The sequence below is a fragment of the Paenibacillus cellulositrophicus genome (assembly GCF_009363095.1).
GTDB classification, from domain to species: domain Bacteria; phylum Bacillota; class Bacilli; order Paenibacillales; family Paenibacillaceae; genus Paenibacillus_AQ; species Paenibacillus_AQ favisporus.
The window spans coordinates 5,726,008-5,742,648 of record NZ_CP045295.1; the positions used below are offsets into that span (position 1 = coordinate 5,726,008).

Sequence of the window (16,641 nt, forward strand, 5' to 3'; positions counted from 1 at the left end):
AGCTATGATGATTGCATAAGAAGTATTTGCGAAAGACAAATCATAAAAAGATGTCATTCAGTATGTCAAGAGAGGTGATCCGATGGATATTCGCTCGCTCGGAAATACGGGATTGAAGGTAACCGGATTATGCCTGGGAACCATGACTTTTGGTAATCAGGCGGACAAAAAGGATTCGTTTCAAATTCTGGATAAAGCCTATGCAGCCGGCGTCTATTTCATTGACACAGCCGATGTGTATCCGATCGGAAGGGAATCGCATGCCGTCGCGGGTGCAACCGAGTCGATCATCGGTGAGTGGCTGCAGGGGAAACGAGATAAAGTGGTGCTTGCGACAAAGTGTTTCGGCTCGATGGGACCTGGCCCCAACGAACGGGGATTAAGCCGGAAGCACATCATGACCTCGGTCGAGGGCAGTCTACGCCGCTTAAAGACGGATTATCTCGACCTCTATCAGGCGCACCAATTCGACTCGGACACACCGATGGATGAAACACTTCGTGCATTCGATGATCTTGTTCAGCAAGGCAAAGTTCGTTACATCGGGATCTCGAATTGGCGTGCCTGGCAGGTGGCAAAGGCCAATGGCATTGCGGGCCTGAAAAATTACGCGAGGATTGTAAGCGTTCAGCCGCGCTATAATCTGCTGTTTCGGATGATTGAGGACGACATGGTTCCCATGGCGCTTGATGAGGGGATCGGCATAATCAGCTACAACCCGCTTGCAGGAGGCATGCTGACAGGCCGGTATGGAAAAGGCGCCCGTATCGAAGAAGGAACCCGGTTTGGACTCCAAAACAATGCGGGTGCTTTATACCAGGAGCGCTACTGGAAAGAAGCGACGTTCGACGCAGTTGAACGATATCGGAACTGGTGTGAAGAGTGCAGCCTGGATCCGGTAACAACGGCTGTGAAATGGGTCACGCAGCAGCCGGGCATCACCTCCGCCATTATTGGTGCCAGTCGTCCGGAGCAGTTGGACGCGAGCCTCCAAGCTGCCGAAATGAATGCGCTGACGGAACAGCAGCTGGCCTGGCTCGACGGACTATGGTTTTCGCTGCCCCGCCGCAGCGAATTTAGCTAGGATGGGAAAGTCGTGGGTTTGGAAAAAAAGGAGGAAAGGGGAATTTAAATGGATTATGTAAAACTTGGAAACACTGGTTTAGATGTATCTAGGCTTTGCCTTGGATGCATGGGTTTTGGTGATGCAAAGCAATGGGTTCATCCATGGGTACTTGATGAGGCTGAATCCCGATCTATAATCAAAAAAGCTGTGGAAGTTGGAATCAACTTTTTTGATACGGCAAATTGGTATTCGCTCGGAAAAAGTGAAGAATTCCTTGGACGGGCTCTCAAGGATTATGCAAACCGTGATGAGATAGTCCTTGCAACAAAGGTCTTTAATCGTATGCATGAAGGTCCAAATGGTGCCGGTCTTTCCCGCAAAGCCATCATGAGTGAAATAGATAAAAGCCTTAAAAGGCTGGGAACCGATTATGTAGATCTCTATATCATCCACCGTTGGGATTACAATACTCCAATTGAAGAAACGATGGAGGCATTACATGATAGTGTGAAAGCAGGGAAAGCAAGATATATTGGTGCTTCCGCTATGTTTGCATGGCAGTTCCAGAAGGCATTACATGTAGCAGAGAAAAATGGCTGGACCAAATTTGTGTCTATGCAAAATCATCTAAACCTCATCTACCGAGAAGAGGAGCGAGAAATGCTCCCGCTTTGTAGGGAGGAAAAGATTGGGGTGACCCCGTATAGCCCACTCGCATCGGGTAGATTGACGCGTGATTGGTCAGAAACCACTCTGCGTTCCGAAACCGACCAAATTCAAAAGTTTAAATACGATGGGACTTTGAATGCTGACCGGTTAGTAGCAGAGCGAGTTGCATCAGTCGCTGAAAATCATGGCGTCCCCCGTACTCACATCGCACTTGCTTGGTTGCTGCAGAAAGATCCTGTAACAGCTCCTATTATTGGTGCTACGAAAACATCTCACCTTGAAGTTGCCGTAGGAGCTCTATCGTTTAAATTAACTCCTGAAGAGGTTTCGTTTCTAGAAGAGCCGTATGTACCACACCCGATCGTAGGTCATAACTGATTCTAAGTTTATGTTTGAATTGATCTGCTATATGAGATCCATCCTAGATTGATAGGGTGGATCTTTTTGATAATCGTAGTCGGATGCATTTGAAATTGACGGCGGATATCCGGTTTTATATCCATTAGCGAAGTCCGATACGGATGAACTCCTTCGTATTCAAGAAAATTGGTATGATGATTATCTAGATCTGAATACAGAGTACTTTAAGGAAGGAGAAGATCGCTTTTGGCGAGCCGAAACTTGATTCCATAATCGACGTATATAGATGAATAAACATGCAGATCCGATTTTGTGGGAATTCTCATTAATACTGAAAATGAGCATTAATCCGGCGTTTACAAAGGAAATCTTCTCATTAAATATGAAAATGCTTCTGGATGTATCAACATTTTCGTCTTGGTTTTTCTCAACAAAAATGACAACACACAGGGGCGGAGATGTGTGGTGTCATATTTGCTGATGATTTTTTCATAATTGACGAGAAATATTTTCGCAATTAATGAGAAAATGAATAAACATACGAAAACTTGCGTAAAGGTTATCAAAAACCCGCCGTTAGGCGGCCTTCCTTAATCAATTCAGCTTTATTAAGCGTTCAACAAATTCAATTTCCTCATAGGGGATCCACAATGGACCATCATCAGTGCGCACTTTTGTCTGATTCGGATCCCCTGATAATTGGGCCTTATCTTCGATTACTTCTTCTGTCTGTAATTTAATTCTAACTTTTTGAGCATAGGCAGCGGCACTGCTTGAGTCCAATATCCAGTTAACCATCAAGACAATAAAAACATCAGACTACGTTGTATTAGGGGTCCCGCCAACATTTTAACGAAAATATACGCTAAGCCCTGAATTGCATCCGGTTTAGCGTTTTTTCTTACTCTAAAGATGAAAACGACAGTCACGGATGAAAGTCCAAGACTGCCGCTATTTATTACGCTATCGTCACCCGTATACAGCTCCCCAGCCTCTGCTTCCATCAGCCCTGCGGAAAATATTATCGCTAGCTTCAGGACATTCGTTTTTCCCTCATCGGGTAAAGGCTCAAATACAAGAGGTATGGTAACATTTCTTGATATGTACTTGACAATTCGAAATAGGTTATCTAAATTAAACGTATGAACAATATTGTATAAATGTTCATACGTTTATAAAATGGGAGGTGCAATAGTATGTCTAAGAGCTTTACAGAACATGAACGACAAATAATCAAACAAAATTTAATCAATGCTTGTAAGGAATGCTGGAAGCAGTATGGTTACTCAAAAACTGGTATTCGAGATATTGTACAGAGAGCAAACATTTCTACCGGAGCGTTCTATCAATTTTTCTCAAGCAAAGAATTACTGTTTGTGAAAACCGCTGATGAATATCAAAAAGAACTAGATCAAATTTTATACGATAAAATGAAAATAGATTCAAGTAAACATGGCCTTGCAGAGGGGCTTAAAGCTTTGGCAATAGAATTGTCTACTATGTCATGGTTAACATCAATGTGGGATGAGTGGGCATTGATTATCCAAAAGCTACCACCCGATTATATGGAGCAGGATTTCAATAACGATAAAATAAGAATGGAAAATTTAATCTCGGAATATGGACTTATCCCAAAGAAGAGTTTGGATATGGCAACACAAGTTGTAGATTGTTTATTATCTTCAATGTTCCAATTTGATTTTACTGTTAGTGGTACCAAAGAAGCCGTAGATTTTATTATTGATACTACGATAAATGAGTTGTTTGAATAAGTAGGAGATGTTTTCCCTTGATGGAGTGTTTTTTGCTCTAACAAGCAAGCTCGAACAAAGACGACAGGAGAAATAACTAATGAAAAATATTAATCAAAAAATATTGCAAGCAGGTTCTTTTCTTTTTATTTTAGCAGGGGTTGTTTATCTTTTGTGCGAAGCTATAACGGCATATGCCTGGAGCAATCCATCGTATCAATATGCCATAAACTATATTAGTGATTTGGGTATACCAGTGGTAACACAGTACATGGGGCGTACGATTAATTCCCCATTATATTTTGTGATGAATTTCGGATTTTTTGCTAATGGAATTTTATTCGCTATAGCGTATTTTATGATAATGAACACACTGCCATCAAAAAGAAAAATCATAGGTCTGGCACTTACTGCAATTTATGCAATTGGTATAACCATGGTTGGTATGTTTCCTGGGTATGATTGGTGGGGCGAACCGTTTCATGGTATTGGAGCTATGTTAGCTATAGTAGGAGGTAACTTATCTATATTATGCGGTGGCTTGATGTCTCATCGAATGTTTCCACAAAAATGGGTTTCAACGTTGAGTGTCATTTTTTGCATTATAGGAATCATAAGTTTCGCATTATTTATTGGGATAAATAATAATATGTATGCTGCGGTTTTTGAAAGAATGTCTGTATATACAATAATGGTTTGGTGTATCATTTTTGGACTTTTCGTACAAGTAAAAAGTCGCAATATGAATGTGTCGGACTACGAAACGAACATAAAAGTCTGAAGGTCATGGTTGTGCTATAACAATACAGGATTTGCTCATCGCGATCTTGTCCTCGGGCGACAGTGTCACTTGCCTCATCTGCACAGGAACGTCGATTTAGAATCGCCGGACCTTGGACATGCTAGGCAACCACAATACAATGTGAAAGGATAATGTTGATATGAAACAAGATATTTTCATCTGCGGCAAGGCGAAATCTGAAATGGTTAAGGAGATACTTGCAAATTTTCCTCCTGAATTTTTGGAAGATGTAAATGCTAATATATCAGATATTAAAACAAAATACCTTGACTTACCATATTGTGATTTCCCAGATTCAAAAACTCTGGATATTTATCTGCCAGACCAAGGTGAAAAGCCATTTCCTGTGTTGGTTTTCTTTTTCGGAGGCGGATTTCTGTTTGGAGACAAAAGGGGAACTCAATTAGAAATACCTCTTTTAGCCAGAGAATTAGGATTTGCTGTAGTAAGTGTTAATTACACTTTAAGCAGCGAAGGAGAGTACCCACGACTTGTATATGATACAAAAGCGTCAATTAGATATCTGCGTGCTAATGCAGAACAATATGGGCTTAATCCGGAGAAAATTGTTGCAATTGGTATTTCTGCTGGAGGTACTCTAGCATCTTTATTGGGAACTTCCTCAGGTGTAAAAGAGTTGGAGGGATTATCCTATGGAAACTCCGACTATTCAAGCGATGTTCAGGGAGTTATAGATTTCTGTGGTCCAACAAATATTCTTGCCATGAAGGATCAAATGAGTGAGCATATATTAAAAACTGGTGTCTCACCGTCGTTGTCGTATGGTAATCCTGATTCGGTAGAATCATTAGTTTTTGGTGCACTGGCAAGTGATGTTCCTGAAAAGGCTCAAGCCCTTTCACCAATAACACATGTTAATTCAGATATTCCACAATTTCTTATAGTTCATGGAGCACAAGACGATACTGTTCCTCCCCAGCAGTCAATTGAACTTGCTCAATTAATAGAAGAAAAAGCAGGAAAGGATAAAGTAGAACTTCACGTCCTGGATAAGGCTGGACACGGTGATGAAGACTTTTTTGTGGATGCTGTTCCACTAATGTTTAATTTTTTAAGGAGATATACATAAGCATTAGCGTTGCATAAACTTTGAGATTATTTTGTGTCTGAAAATTCAGATCCAGGAATTTCAGTCTTTCCCTTTATGAGCTGCTACCACGAATCAAGCTAACTGATCTGCTCATGGAAGTAGCCAACTGGACGAATTTTCATGAGCAGTTTATTCACGCTTCCAGTAACCGCGCTCCGAGCGAGGAAAAAACAAAAGTAAAGGGAGATTAATGGAATAAGTGGTAGTTGGCATTGAGGCTACAAATGGGATTATTTTGGGACAAGAAAGAGAGGGGAAGTTTGTTCTGTGGACACCGTAATTTTTTCTTTAGGATCCTCCTTAGCCTGGGATTCAACAGGGAGCGGACTACTGTCGACCTGAAACCAAACCACTAATTTCTTTCCGATGCCAAACAACGCGAGGGCTTCCATATTTGCGAAATAGCGCCCGAAGTGACTTGGTCCATAATCGATGCATGTATGTGAATAAATATGTAAGCCCGGGTTTGCGGTAATTCTCACTAATACTGAAAATGGTCTCTTATCCGGTGTTTACTAAAGGAACTCTTCTCATTAAATATGAAAATACCTTGATGCATCAACATTTTTTCGTTGATTTTTATCACCAAATATGACAACACACACCCAGTGTGTGTTGTCATATTTGGTGATAATTTTTTCATAATTGGTGAGAAATATTTTCAAAATTAATGAGAAACGAATAAATATGCATAATTTTGCATACAAATGTAAACAAAAAAACCGCCATTAGGCGGTCCTCCTTAATCAATTCAGCTTTATTAAGCGTTCAACCAATTCAATTTCCTCATAGGGAATCCATAATGAACCATCTTCAGTGCGCACTTTTGCCCGATTCCGATCCCCTGATAATTGGGCCGTACCTTCTATTATTTCTCCTGTCTTTAATTTAATTCTAACTTTTTGTGCATAGGCAGCGGCAATTCTTAATTCTTCTACTAAACTTGGTATTTCCCTCATTTTACTGGGATTCCAGTAATAATTTACAACTGGTTTTTTACGTAAACTAGTATATATTTATTCTGCTGTGCATTATTGTGGTAAGGAGGAAATATTTAGAGAATTAAGTTAAGCAATGCATCTAAGAAAAAACATGAGAGGAATGTCACATGAATTTATTTAAGGGAAAGAAAAAAAGTTTTATCAAGGATTATCACTTTTTCTAGCAATCACAGTTGCCGTTCCAACAATTCCAACGGGAGCGTTGAAGGCAAATGCAGCAGGTTCTGTTCCAGCCACTCTATCAAAAAAAATTACTACTACTAGAATTGAGCTAGAGGATCGTCGGACCCAGGATTCGGAGACATTTTTGAATCCAAACGGTACATTAACAACACAAATATATCAAGAACCTATTCATTATAAAAGTAACAACAATAAATGGGTCAGGTTTGATAATAATTTGACTGTCGATACTAATAATAACGTCATTTAAAATAAATCAAATGATTTTGAAGTCAAGTTTCAAAAGCGCAATTTAGACAAAAATCTTGTTTCTATTGATATGGATGGCTTATCCATTGTAATGGACCCCGCATCACAATCTGATAATCTCGATTCTGGATTTATGAAAAATCCCCATGATGGTGCTGCTTCTTATAAGAATAATAAGTTAAGTTTTAATAACTTGTATGACAACACCAACATAAATTACACAGTTGAGGATCGTAAAGTTAAGGAAGATATTGTTCTGGATAAGGAACCTTCCGCTTCCTCACCAGTAAAGTTCTCATATAAATTCAAAATAAAAGGCTTGGATATGGAACAAGATAGTACTGGAAAAATCTATTTTGTTGATAAGAAAAGCCACTTGAAAGTCTTTTATATTGAACAACCATTTATGTATGATTCCTATATTCCAGACGGGTATAAAAAGATAGAACAATCTGACGATATTCCTGAAGAAGCACGTTCCTATGACGTGAATATGAAATTGGTTAAACGAGGCTCTACATATTTTGTTGACATCATTCCTGACCGTGCCTGGCTTGAAAATCCGAAGAGGGTCTACCCCGTAACTATTGATCCTACAATTATTCGGCTTCAGCCTAATGCAGCCGATGGGAATGACACCAACATCCGTAGTTACTTTCCGACCCAAACCGGTGGAACCGAAACTTCGTTAGGTGTTGGATTATATAAAGACTCCACGCAAACCAATGTCATTCGATCTTTATTAAAGTTTAATGTTTCATCGATTCCAGTGGGTGCAAGTATCTTAAGTGCCGATGTGAATTTATGGCTTTCCAGTGTTGCTAATGACACTGATGTTGAAATTGGTGCATACGAATTGAGCAAGTCGTGGCTAGAGGAAAGCACGAATTGGAACACTACAAATGGAACAACAGCTTGGACTAGTAAGGGCGGCGACTACAAAAGCACTTTATTAGATTCAAACCATGTTAGTTATCTAACCGATCTCGGGGTTAACTATCAATGGGATGTCACAAACCAAATTGATAAATGGAGAAGTGCAAACTACGGAATTCTGTTAAAGAGTTTATCTGAATCTACAAACTCGTATAAAAAATTTATATCGAGCGATTCTACATTGGATGAGAAGAATCGCCCAATGCTCTCTGTTACGTATTTTAACGGGAGTCGTCTTGGGCTTGAAGAGTACTGGACATACGATAGCCATGACTTGGTCGGTGGTCGAAGCTATACGAATATGACTACAGGTAACAATGTCATCCAATACAATGACTTGAGCCTAAAAGGCCGGGGTGGAATGGGAGTTGACTTTTCAAGAACCTATAATTCGAAAGCATTAGAAGATTCCCCACTTGGATATGGTTGGTCCTATTCTGGCAGCGAGGCTATCATGGAGCGTTATGACCGGGGGAAATTGGTCTATAAAGATTCTGACGGTACCTATCATGAATTTACCTATGATCCATCCTCCGATAGCTACCAATCCCCGCCGGGAACCTATTTAAAAATCACACGAACCACCGAATCCTACGGAGCCGTTAACGGTTATGACTTAACTTATAAAGATGGTACGAAATTGCATTTCGATGCAAATGGTGATAGTTATACAGAAGTATATACCGGAAAGCTGATGTATGTACAAGATCTCCATGGAAATAAAATAACATATGGATATAACAGCTCAAACCAACTCACTTCAATAACAGATCCTAGCAATCGGGTCACTACGATTAATTACAATGCAACAGGAAAAATTTCTAGTATCACGGATTTCGCTGGTCGGAAAATTAACTATGGGTATGATACTGCTGGCAATCTGGCAAATGTTGATGCTTATTTAGATGCAACCAATTATCGAAGAACTCAATTTTCCTACGATTCGAGCCATCACTTAACGACAGTTACAGATCCAAGTGGGCGGAAAACGTCATTTACGTACAATGCTGAATTATTGCAGAAGGTTCAAGAACCTTTTGGTGACGGAGCAAATGCTGATTTAGCAACTCGCCCTGGAACCACCTATTCATATGACTTACCGAATTATGTGTCAACAGCTACGGATCGAAACGGAAGTACAACGACATATAATTCTAATTCGAATTATGTGGTGACAAAGATAACCGACCCGTTATCAAGGGTCACCAGCTTTACCTTGAATGAAAATATAACCAGTTGGTAATTACTGATCCGAAAGGTAAAGATACCATTAACACGTATGACTCCAATGGTAACAATACGAGTACAACGGATCCAGAACAACATAAGGTAATTTCGACTTATGATAACTATAGTAACCGTACGAGTTATACGGATGCATTAAATCATAAGACGACCTATGATTTCAATACATTTGCTGACCTTCTGAAGGTTACAAATCCATTGTCGCAAAGCACTAGTTATACCTATGACTCTTATGGAAATAGAACCTCTTCAACCGATGCTGACGATAATAAAACGGTCTATAAATATGATTCACAAGGGATCAATCAAGTTAGTAGTGAAGATGCAGCGAATCAAGTCACCACGATGGAGTATAACAATGCGGACCAATTGGTAAAAGTAACGGAACCAAATGGACATGTCTCGAATTATCAATATAATTGGCTTGATGAACTCGAGAATCTAGATGAAAGAGTTTCAGCCATTGCTTCCATAACCGAAATGGTTTATGATCCTACGTACGATTCGAATGGAAATATTGAATCGATAAAGGACACCGGATTAGGTGCTAGTCAAACGACAAGCTATGACCATACGGCAACAAATGATGTTAAGAATCAAGTTGTATAAAGTTCACAGCAAGTTGCATATCAATATGACAACAATCAAAATTTAATTGCTTGGAACCCTCAGACTGGATGGGGACAAGGATTGTCTTTCTCTTATGATAAAGCAAATCAACTTAAGCAAGTTAAAGATTCTGCCCAAAAAATTGCTTGAATTTCTTATTTAAAATTAATTTTAACTATAAAAAAATGAGCATGATTACAGATAGGTAATCATGCTCTTTCTTACAATGGAGGATGAACTTATGAATAAACAGGAGAAAATTGATCGAATAGATCAATGGAAGGTTACTGAAAATAAAGATAATTTGCTTGGAGAAATTTTACAACTTGTTGAGGATGAAGATTTGACTATCAAGCTTTCCGCAATAGAAATGTTATCCTCCTTTAATACATTCTCTAATGTAAAAAATATATTAATTCAGTTAACTACACATGCTGAAATTGAGGTTCGTATGTACGCAATAGAATCGCTAAGCTATTTTTCAGGAGAGGATGTAGGTGATGCAATAGTTGCAAGATTACATGATTCAGACAGTTTAGTACGTATCACCGCAGCCGAGGTATTGGGATATATCGGATACAAAAAAGCTGTTCCTTATCTTTGCAATGCTCTGTCTGACAAAAATGAACTGGTTCGTGCATATGCAGCAGAAGCTTTAGGTAAGTTAGGAGATACAAGTTTAATTTCAATCTTAAAAAATCAACTGCAAGTAGAAAATAGGAACGTGGCACGGCTAGGGTTTTATATAGGGTTATTTTTATTAGGCGAAAAACACTTGGACTCTATATTAGAAATGTTAAAATGTAAATCTTACAGAGTGCGCAGTGCAGTTGCTAATAGTTTGGTGACTTTAGTCAATGAAGAAAATTTCCATAAAATAAAAGACAGCTTGGAAAAAGCTTATAGAAAGGAAAAGGTAATTGCCGTTAGTTCCTCATTACAAGCGGCACTATCAGAACTAAATATGTGGGAACAATGACAATGATATTTATTTCGTGATAGATTAATGCAAATTACGATTTGGGATTAAAAAGCAATTCCAATGTGGGATTCCTTCTTATTTTTCATAAACAATATATAGCTTATGAAGTGTACGACTATATGTATATATAGATTGAAAGCCGTTTAGAGGAGTATTCTTTTCTCAATAAAAAAAATGAACTCTTTGAATATTAGTAATCCGAGGTTGAAGTCGGTCGAATGATTCTGAAACATACTGCTTCATGTAGAACGACAAGAACATACACGTTTTATAGTCGCGTAGCTGCGGCTTTTTTTTAACGATATATGTTCTTGTCAAAGTCCGACGACAAGATCATATATGGATAACCGAAATTGAGAAGAATTATCAACTACAATGTTAGCGCTGTATCTTGCATTGATAGTGTGACGTTGTTCAGTAGCCAGAAATATAAGACAAGTGGGTAATTTTGAGAAGATTGATAAGAGAAAAATAATGTGAATATGGAAAAGCACTAGTTATTTGAATGACTTTATAATTTTGTAAGAAAAATTCGTTAAGTGTTGCTCATTTGTTTAGAAGACCTTGGACTTTGATATTATTTTTTCTGTAATCAGGCGCTTGGGTATGTGAAATTGATACTCGTCAAATTCTTTTCGAAAGAAGCGAGGGACCGAGTCGAAAATGCGGAATTGCGGCGGATATCCGGTATACTCCATTAGCGAGGTCCGACACGGATGAACTCTTTCGTATTCAAGCAAAATGGCACCGGTATGTTTACATACGGAGCGCTTCAAGGAAGAGAGCGTAGCCAAATTAGTCTTTGCTGCTAGCGGGGAGAGGGGAGACTTGTTCTGCGACAACTGTATCCTCCCAGGCCTGGATTCAACAGGGAGCGAACTAGTGTCTACCTGAAACAAAACCTACTGATTTCTGCTGCTGCCGAAACAACGCGAGGACTTTCTGACGGAATGGTTCTAGTGAGCTGAGACATGTTCCATAATCGATGTATGTATGTGAATAAATATGCAAATTCAGGTTTGAGGGAATTCTCACTAATACTGAAAATAAGCATTATATCCGGTTTTACTAAAGGAACTCCCTCTTCTTATTAAATATGAAAACACGTCTTGATGTATCAACATTTTTCGGTTGGTTTTTCTCACCCAATATGACAACACACAGCCCCTGTGTGTTGTCATATTTAGTGAGAATTTTTTCGTAATTGATGAGAAATATCTCCACAATTAACGAGAAAATGAATAAATATGCATAATTTTGCATACAAAAGTAAACAAAAACCCGCCGTTAGGCGGCCTTCCTTAATCAATTCAGCTTTATTAAGCGTTCAACAAATTCAATTTCCTCATAGGGGATCCACAATGACCATCATCAATGCGCCACTTTTGTCCGATTCGGATCCCCTGATAATTGGGCCTTATCTTCGATTACTTCTCCTGTCTATAATTTAATTCTAACTTTTTGAGCATAGGCAGCGGCAATTCTTAATTCTTCTATCAACACTGGTCACCTCTTAATAGATAATTTCGACTAAGTATTTCGTGTTCCTGTCTACATCCGCAATCGTAATGCCAACAACTGGTCCCAGCCCTTGTTCATCCAGGTGTCGAAGCAGCAAATGGAAGCAGTTTATTGTTCCCAGACCTATACATGGAATACCACATGAAGCGGACCAGATTCCCCGCCGCCATAATAAGTGAACACTGCGTTGCTGCCAGTATTCAGTTGGGGCAGGCCTTCGCTCAACGTTCCCCCCATCTCTGTTTCATGCTTCATAGAATCGCCCTTGAAACCGTCAGTTTGGCTAATTGTATTATTTTTTACGTATGAGGCAACAAAATCAGTGAGCTCTGCTACTGTTGGATCGTTCAACATTTGCCGCAGAAAGGCATCAAACGGAATGGACTGACCGTCACAAGCATAATTACTCAATCGCGCAGCTTCCCGTCAACCTGAGCCATGATTAGTGAATTCGCACTAAGTTATGCGGAGGGCCCCCTGCCTATTGATAATAAGGGACGGAATCCGTTAAATAATCATGCCCTGTCTTGACGCCGGGCCGGAGCAGCCGTATGGTACAAGTGACAAGAACTGACAATCGTAGGGAGATACATGCTCAAGAAGGGGGAACTATGAATACATTCACAGCCTATGGCCGGCAGCTCCGGCGGCAGATCGCCGGCAGGTATTACCGGATATCCATCAAACAGAGGATTCTGTTCTCGTTCATCGTGCTGATTACGCTGTCCATCAGTTCAATGGGCACCTTCTCGTATTGGATTGCCGCGCAGGAGATCGAGGATAATGTTTACGCTGGCAGCCGGGAGACCGTAAGCAAGACGGCACAGCTTCTGGATTCCCGCCTGAATGATGTGGCGCTGTCCGTGCACTCCCTGATGCTGAGCGATGCGTACCGCAAGATGATGATGGATGTGCTGAGCCATGAGGTCTCTAATTACTACGTACATCTGTCCGATCTGCAGTATGTCCTCTCGCAGGCAATGTTCAATCAGCCGATCATTGAGAATGTGCTGATCGTTACCCCGATTGGCGATTTCTATCCCACTACGCAGATCCGGGCGCAGGACAATTCGTTCTACGGCTCGGAATTATATGATCTGAGCAAGGAGCAGCCGGGCGGCTACTGGGCCAAAGGACATTATGACCGGTTGTTCACAGGCAGCCAGCGGGTGGTCTCCTTCGTAGTCCGGGGAATTTATGAATACCCTTACACGCCGATCAGCAATGTATTTATTGTGGTCAATATCAGGGAGAGCCGGATAGATGAGCTGTTGAATACAGGCGGAGAACAAGCAGGGAGAAATTATTATCTGGTGAACGGGGAAGGAGAGGCGGTGGTGGAGTCCCGCTGGCCGTTCCGGGGCAGGTTCCCCTGGAAGCCGGTGCTTGCAGAAGCCGGAAAAGCAGCCGATCCGCAGGATCACTACTACAGCTATGGCGGCAAGGAATATCTGGTGAATTATACAAGCTCAGCCGTATCACCCGACTGGATCATCTCAGGTATGCAGTCGCGGGACCAGTTGCTGGGTAAGCTACAGCGGGTGCAGCGCATTACCCTCTATGTAATCGTTATCTTTTTGCTGGCGACCTGGCTGATTTCCAATAAGCTAACATCTGTACTGCTGAAGCCCCTGTTCAAGCTGCGGCGACTGATGCGCAGAGTCGAAGAGAACCAGCTCAGTGTGGTGTATGAGAGCCGTTATGAGGACGAGATTGCCCAGGTCGGCTTTCAGTTCAACCGGATGATGTCGGAGATTAAGACGCTGATCTCGGATGTGAAGGCGAAGGAGAAGGACAAGCGTCATGCAGAGATCCGTGCCCTTACGGCGCAGATGGAGCCGCACTTTCTGTACAATACGTTGAATACCATCTATTGCAAATCGGTCATGGGCGAGAATGACGATGTGAATGAGATGATCCTGTCGTTGTCGCAGATGTTCCAGATCGGGCTCAGCGGCGGCAAGGATCTGATTACCCTTGCGGATGAGCTGTCCCACATGCGACAGTATTTCGCCATTCAGCAGAAATGCTATGAAGGACTGTTTGAATACACGGTGACGGTAGAGGACGAGGCCCTGCTGTCCTGCCTGCTGCCGAAGATTATCCTGCAGCCGGTGGTGGAGAACAGCATTCAGCATGGATTCAGCGACATGACAATAGGAGGCAGGATAGACATCACGGTCAGCCGGGAGCAGGGGCTGCTGCATATTTGCATTACCGACAACGGACGGGGGCTTGATGCTGAACGGGTCAAGCAGGGGCTGGTCAGGGCACCGCAGTCGAGGAAAGGTTATGCCCTGTTCAACATCAGGCACCGGCTGGCCTTGTATTACGGGGACGAAGCCCGTATGGACGTTGGCGGCGAACCATGTAAGGGATCACGGACGGATCTGTGGATTCCCGCAGAGGAGGAGAGTTGAAGAATGGACCAAAAGCTGGAGCCGGAAAGGTTCAAATTATGTGTAATCGACGATATCAAAAGTGTGGTGGAGATGGTCTCGCGCAAGCCGCCGTGGCAGGAGCACGGTATTGAGGTAACAGGTACGGCGCTTAACGGCGAAGCGGGACTGCAGATCATCCGCGAGACCCGGCCGGACATTGTGCTGACGGATATCCGGATGCCAAGAATGGACGGCCTACAGATGACCCGGGCGATTCTGGAGGTGCTGCCGGACTGCAAGATTATTATCCTCAGCGCCTACTCGGAGTTCTCTTATGCCCAGGAAGCCATCCGGCTGGGGGCGCTTGATTTCGTGAAGAAGCCCTTTTCCCTGGAGGAGATTGTGAATGCAGTGCTGAAGGCCAGGGAACTGTGCCGGGAGGAGCGTCAGGAGACCGCCAGACTTGCTGTGATGGAGGCTAAAATCAAGGAAAGTCTGCCTATCCTCCGCCAGGAATATCTCACCTTCCTGCTGCACCACCAGACGACAGAAGCGGATGCCCGTTCCCGCTGGGCCTATCTTGATATCCCGCTGGACCAGCATGATTTCTTCGTGTTTGTCGCCGAAATCGATCATTTTGCGGAGAAGCTGAGCGGCCAGCCTGTGCAGGAGGTCGAGCTGCTAAGGTTCAGCCTGCACAATATTCTCGAAGAGACGATTTCCGCCCTGACCCGCGGCGTTATTATCCGGGAGGCGACAGACCGATACGTCTGCATCATGAACGGCTCGGACCCGGAGACCGCCGCGCTGATTACGGAGGCCTGCTGCACGAATGTAAGCCGCTTCTCCCGTCATACCATTTCAATTGGCGTGGGGCTCGGCACGGCGGCGATTCAGGAGCTGGGCACGGCGTACAGGCAGGCGCTTAGCGCGCTGGGGTATCATTTCTATACCGGGGGCAACGGGGTATATCATTATAGCAATATCGAGAATAAACCTCTCTCGCTCCACAGCTATTCCGCCGCCGCCGAGCAGGAGCTGCTGTTCGCCCTGCGTTCCGGCAATTCCGCCAAAAGCCTGCAGGTGCTGGACCAGTTGTTCGCGGAGCTGCTGGACAGCGGGCTTTTGCCTGAGCCGCGTTATGTTGAAAGTGTCGGCTATGAGCTGAGCTCCAGGATCTGCCGGGTCCTGCTGGAGCAGTTCCCTTACGGACAGGTGGAGCCGCTGGAACTCAGAATTGCCGCCATGAAGAACCAGGTGCATCCTTCCCTGCAGGATATCCGCGACCTGCTGTCCTGGCTGTGCCGGGAGGCCTGTGCGCTGGTGGAGCAAGCCCGTTCTCTGGAGTCCACGCGGATAATCCACCAAGCCGTCGAATATATCCATAGTCATCTGGATACTGGGCTGTCGCTGGAGCAGATGGCGAAGCAGATTAACCTTAGCCAGGGGTATTTCTCCAATCTGTTCAAGAAGGTGCAGGGGATTTCGTTTCAGCAGTATGTGATGCATGAGAAGATGGAGAAGGCGAAGGCGATGCTGATCAGCGGCCGGCAGGTTCAGGAGATCGCCCAGGATCTCGGGTATGAGCACAGGCGCTATTTCAGCGAGGTGTTCAAGAAATATACCGGCATGACCCCGTCCGAGTTCAAATTGTATTATATTGGAAAAGAATAGGAATCAGCAGGGGAGGGATTTCCGCAGGGCGGAGATTACCTCCCTTATCTGTATCCAACTCCTGCAGAAATCTGCCCTTAATGTGGGCTTACCCGCCTTAT

The 16,641-nt window shown here is 42.8% G+C and carries 12 protein-coding genes; 10 read left to right on the top strand and 2 right to left on the bottom strand.

Annotation, left to right across the window (positions count from 1 at the left end; genetic code table 11):
- Positions 1-82: 82 nt before the first annotated feature.
- The 5 genes from GCU45_RS26140 to GCU45_RS26160 all read left to right on the top strand — a co-directional run bounded on the left by GCU45_RS26140 (position 83) and on the right by GCU45_RS26160 (position 5,738).
- A complete protein-coding gene (locus GCU45_RS26140; protein ID WP_152401642.1) occupies positions 83-1,084 on the top strand; it encodes an aldo/keto reductase in 1,002 nt (333 codons plus the stop codon).
- Positions 1,085-1,132: 48 nt separating this feature from the next.
- A complete protein-coding gene (locus GCU45_RS26145; protein ID WP_152401644.1) occupies positions 1,133-2,113 on the top strand; it encodes an aldo/keto reductase in 981 nt (326 codons plus the stop codon).
- Positions 2,114-3,291: 1,178 nt separating this feature from the next.
- Entirely contained in the window at positions 3,292-3,867 is a 576-nt protein-coding gene (locus GCU45_RS26150; protein WP_152401646.1) for a TetR/AcrR family transcriptional regulator, read from the top strand.
- Positions 3,868-3,946: 79 nt separating this feature from the next.
- Positions 3,947-4,627, top strand: a complete 681-nt coding sequence (locus GCU45_RS26155) for a DUF998 domain-containing protein (protein WP_152401648.1) — start codon at positions 3,947-3,949, stop codon at positions 4,625-4,627.
- A gap of 160 nt (positions 4,628-4,787) precedes the next feature.
- Positions 4,788-5,738 carry an alpha/beta hydrolase gene (locus GCU45_RS26160; protein ID WP_152401650.1) on the top strand — a complete coding sequence of 317 codons (951 nt, stop codon included), beginning with the start codon at positions 4,788-4,790 and terminating at the stop codon, positions 5,736-5,738.
- A 767-nt stretch (positions 5,739-6,505) separates the two neighbouring features.
- Here GCU45_RS26160 and GCU45_RS26165 read toward each other — a convergent pair.
- Positions 6,506-6,718 (bottom strand): hypothetical protein, encoded by a 213-nt coding sequence (locus GCU45_RS26165; RefSeq protein ID WP_152401652.1) that lies wholly within the window; start codon positions 6,716-6,718, stop codon positions 6,506-6,508.
- Between the two features lie 565 nt (positions 6,719-7,283).
- Between GCU45_RS26165 and GCU45_RS26170 the strand changes: the two genes are divergently transcribed.
- From GCU45_RS26170 to GCU45_RS26180, 3 genes are all read left to right on the top strand, one after another.
- A complete protein-coding gene (locus GCU45_RS26170) occupies positions 7,284-9,371 on the top strand; it encodes a DNRLRE domain-containing protein (protein ID WP_167527228.1) in 2,088 nt (695 codons plus the stop codon).
- Positions 9,365-9,982 (top strand): RHS repeat protein, encoded by a 618-nt coding sequence (locus GCU45_RS26175; protein ID WP_152401657.1) that lies wholly within the window; start codon positions 9,365-9,367, stop codon positions 9,980-9,982. Before GCU45_RS26170 ends, GCU45_RS26175 begins: the two co-directional genes overlap by 7 nt.
- A gap of 241 nt (positions 9,983-10,223) precedes the next feature.
- Positions 10,224-10,961 carry a HEAT repeat domain-containing protein gene (locus tag GCU45_RS26180; RefSeq protein WP_167527229.1) on the top strand — a complete coding sequence of 246 codons (738 nt, stop codon included), beginning with the start codon at positions 10,224-10,226 and terminating at the stop codon, positions 10,959-10,961.
- Between the two features lie 1,647 nt (positions 10,962-12,608).
- Here the strand turns inward: GCU45_RS26180 and GCU45_RS26185 are convergent.
- A complete protein-coding gene (locus GCU45_RS26185; protein WP_152401660.1) occupies positions 12,609-12,896 on the bottom strand; it encodes a hypothetical protein in 288 nt (95 codons plus the stop codon).
- Positions 12,897-13,096: 200 nt separating this feature from the next.
- On the opposite strand from GCU45_RS26185, the gene GCU45_RS26190 reads away from it, so the two are divergent.
- Both GCU45_RS26190 and GCU45_RS26195 read left to right on the top strand, forming a co-directional pair.
- Positions 13,097-14,905: a cache domain-containing sensor histidine kinase gene (locus GCU45_RS26190; RefSeq protein WP_152401662.1), complete on the top strand. Its 1,809-nt coding sequence runs from the start codon at positions 13,097-13,099 to the stop codon at positions 14,903-14,905.
- A gap of 3 nt (positions 14,906-14,908) precedes the next feature.
- Positions 14,909-16,540 carry a response regulator gene (locus tag GCU45_RS26195; RefSeq protein ID WP_152401665.1) on the top strand — a complete coding sequence of 544 codons (1,632 nt, stop codon included), beginning with the start codon at positions 14,909-14,911 and terminating at the stop codon, positions 16,538-16,540.
- Positions 16,541-16,641: the final 101 nt, after the last annotated feature.

Bases quoted from the DNA above. Each gene is read 5' to 3' on its own strand.
- GCU45_RS26170 (WP_167527228.1), top strand. From the start codon at position 7,284: ATGGACCCCGCATCACAATCTGATAATCTCGATTCTGGATTTATGAAA.
- GCU45_RS26145 (WP_152401644.1), top strand. From the start codon at position 1,133: ATGGATTATGTAAAACTTGGAAACACTGGTTTAGATGTATCTAGGCTT.
- GCU45_RS26195 (WP_152401665.1), top strand. From the start codon at position 14,909: ATGGACCAAAAGCTGGAGCCGGAAAGGTTCAAATTATGTGTAATCGAC.
- GCU45_RS26180 (WP_167527229.1), top strand. From the start codon at position 10,224: ATGAATAAACAGGAGAAAATTGATCGAATAGATCAATGGAAGGTTACT.
- GCU45_RS26160 (WP_152401650.1), top strand. From the start codon at position 4,788: ATGAAACAAGATATTTTCATCTGCGGCAAGGCGAAATCTGAAATGGTT.
- GCU45_RS26140 (WP_152401642.1), top strand. From the start codon at position 83: ATGGATATTCGCTCGCTCGGAAATACGGGATTGAAGGTAACCGGATTA.
- GCU45_RS26165 (WP_152401652.1), bottom strand. From the start codon at position 6,718: ATGAGGGAAATACCAAGTTTAGTAGAAGAATTAAGAATTGCCGCTGCC.
- GCU45_RS26190 (WP_152401662.1), top strand. From the start codon at position 13,097: ATGAATACATTCACAGCCTATGGCCGGCAGCTCCGGCGGCAGATCGCC.
- GCU45_RS26155 (WP_152401648.1), top strand. From the start codon at position 3,947: ATGAAAAATATTAATCAAAAAATATTGCAAGCAGGTTCTTTTCTTTTT.
- GCU45_RS26150 (WP_152401646.1), top strand. From the start codon at position 3,292: ATGTCTAAGAGCTTTACAGAACATGAACGACAAATAATCAAACAAAAT.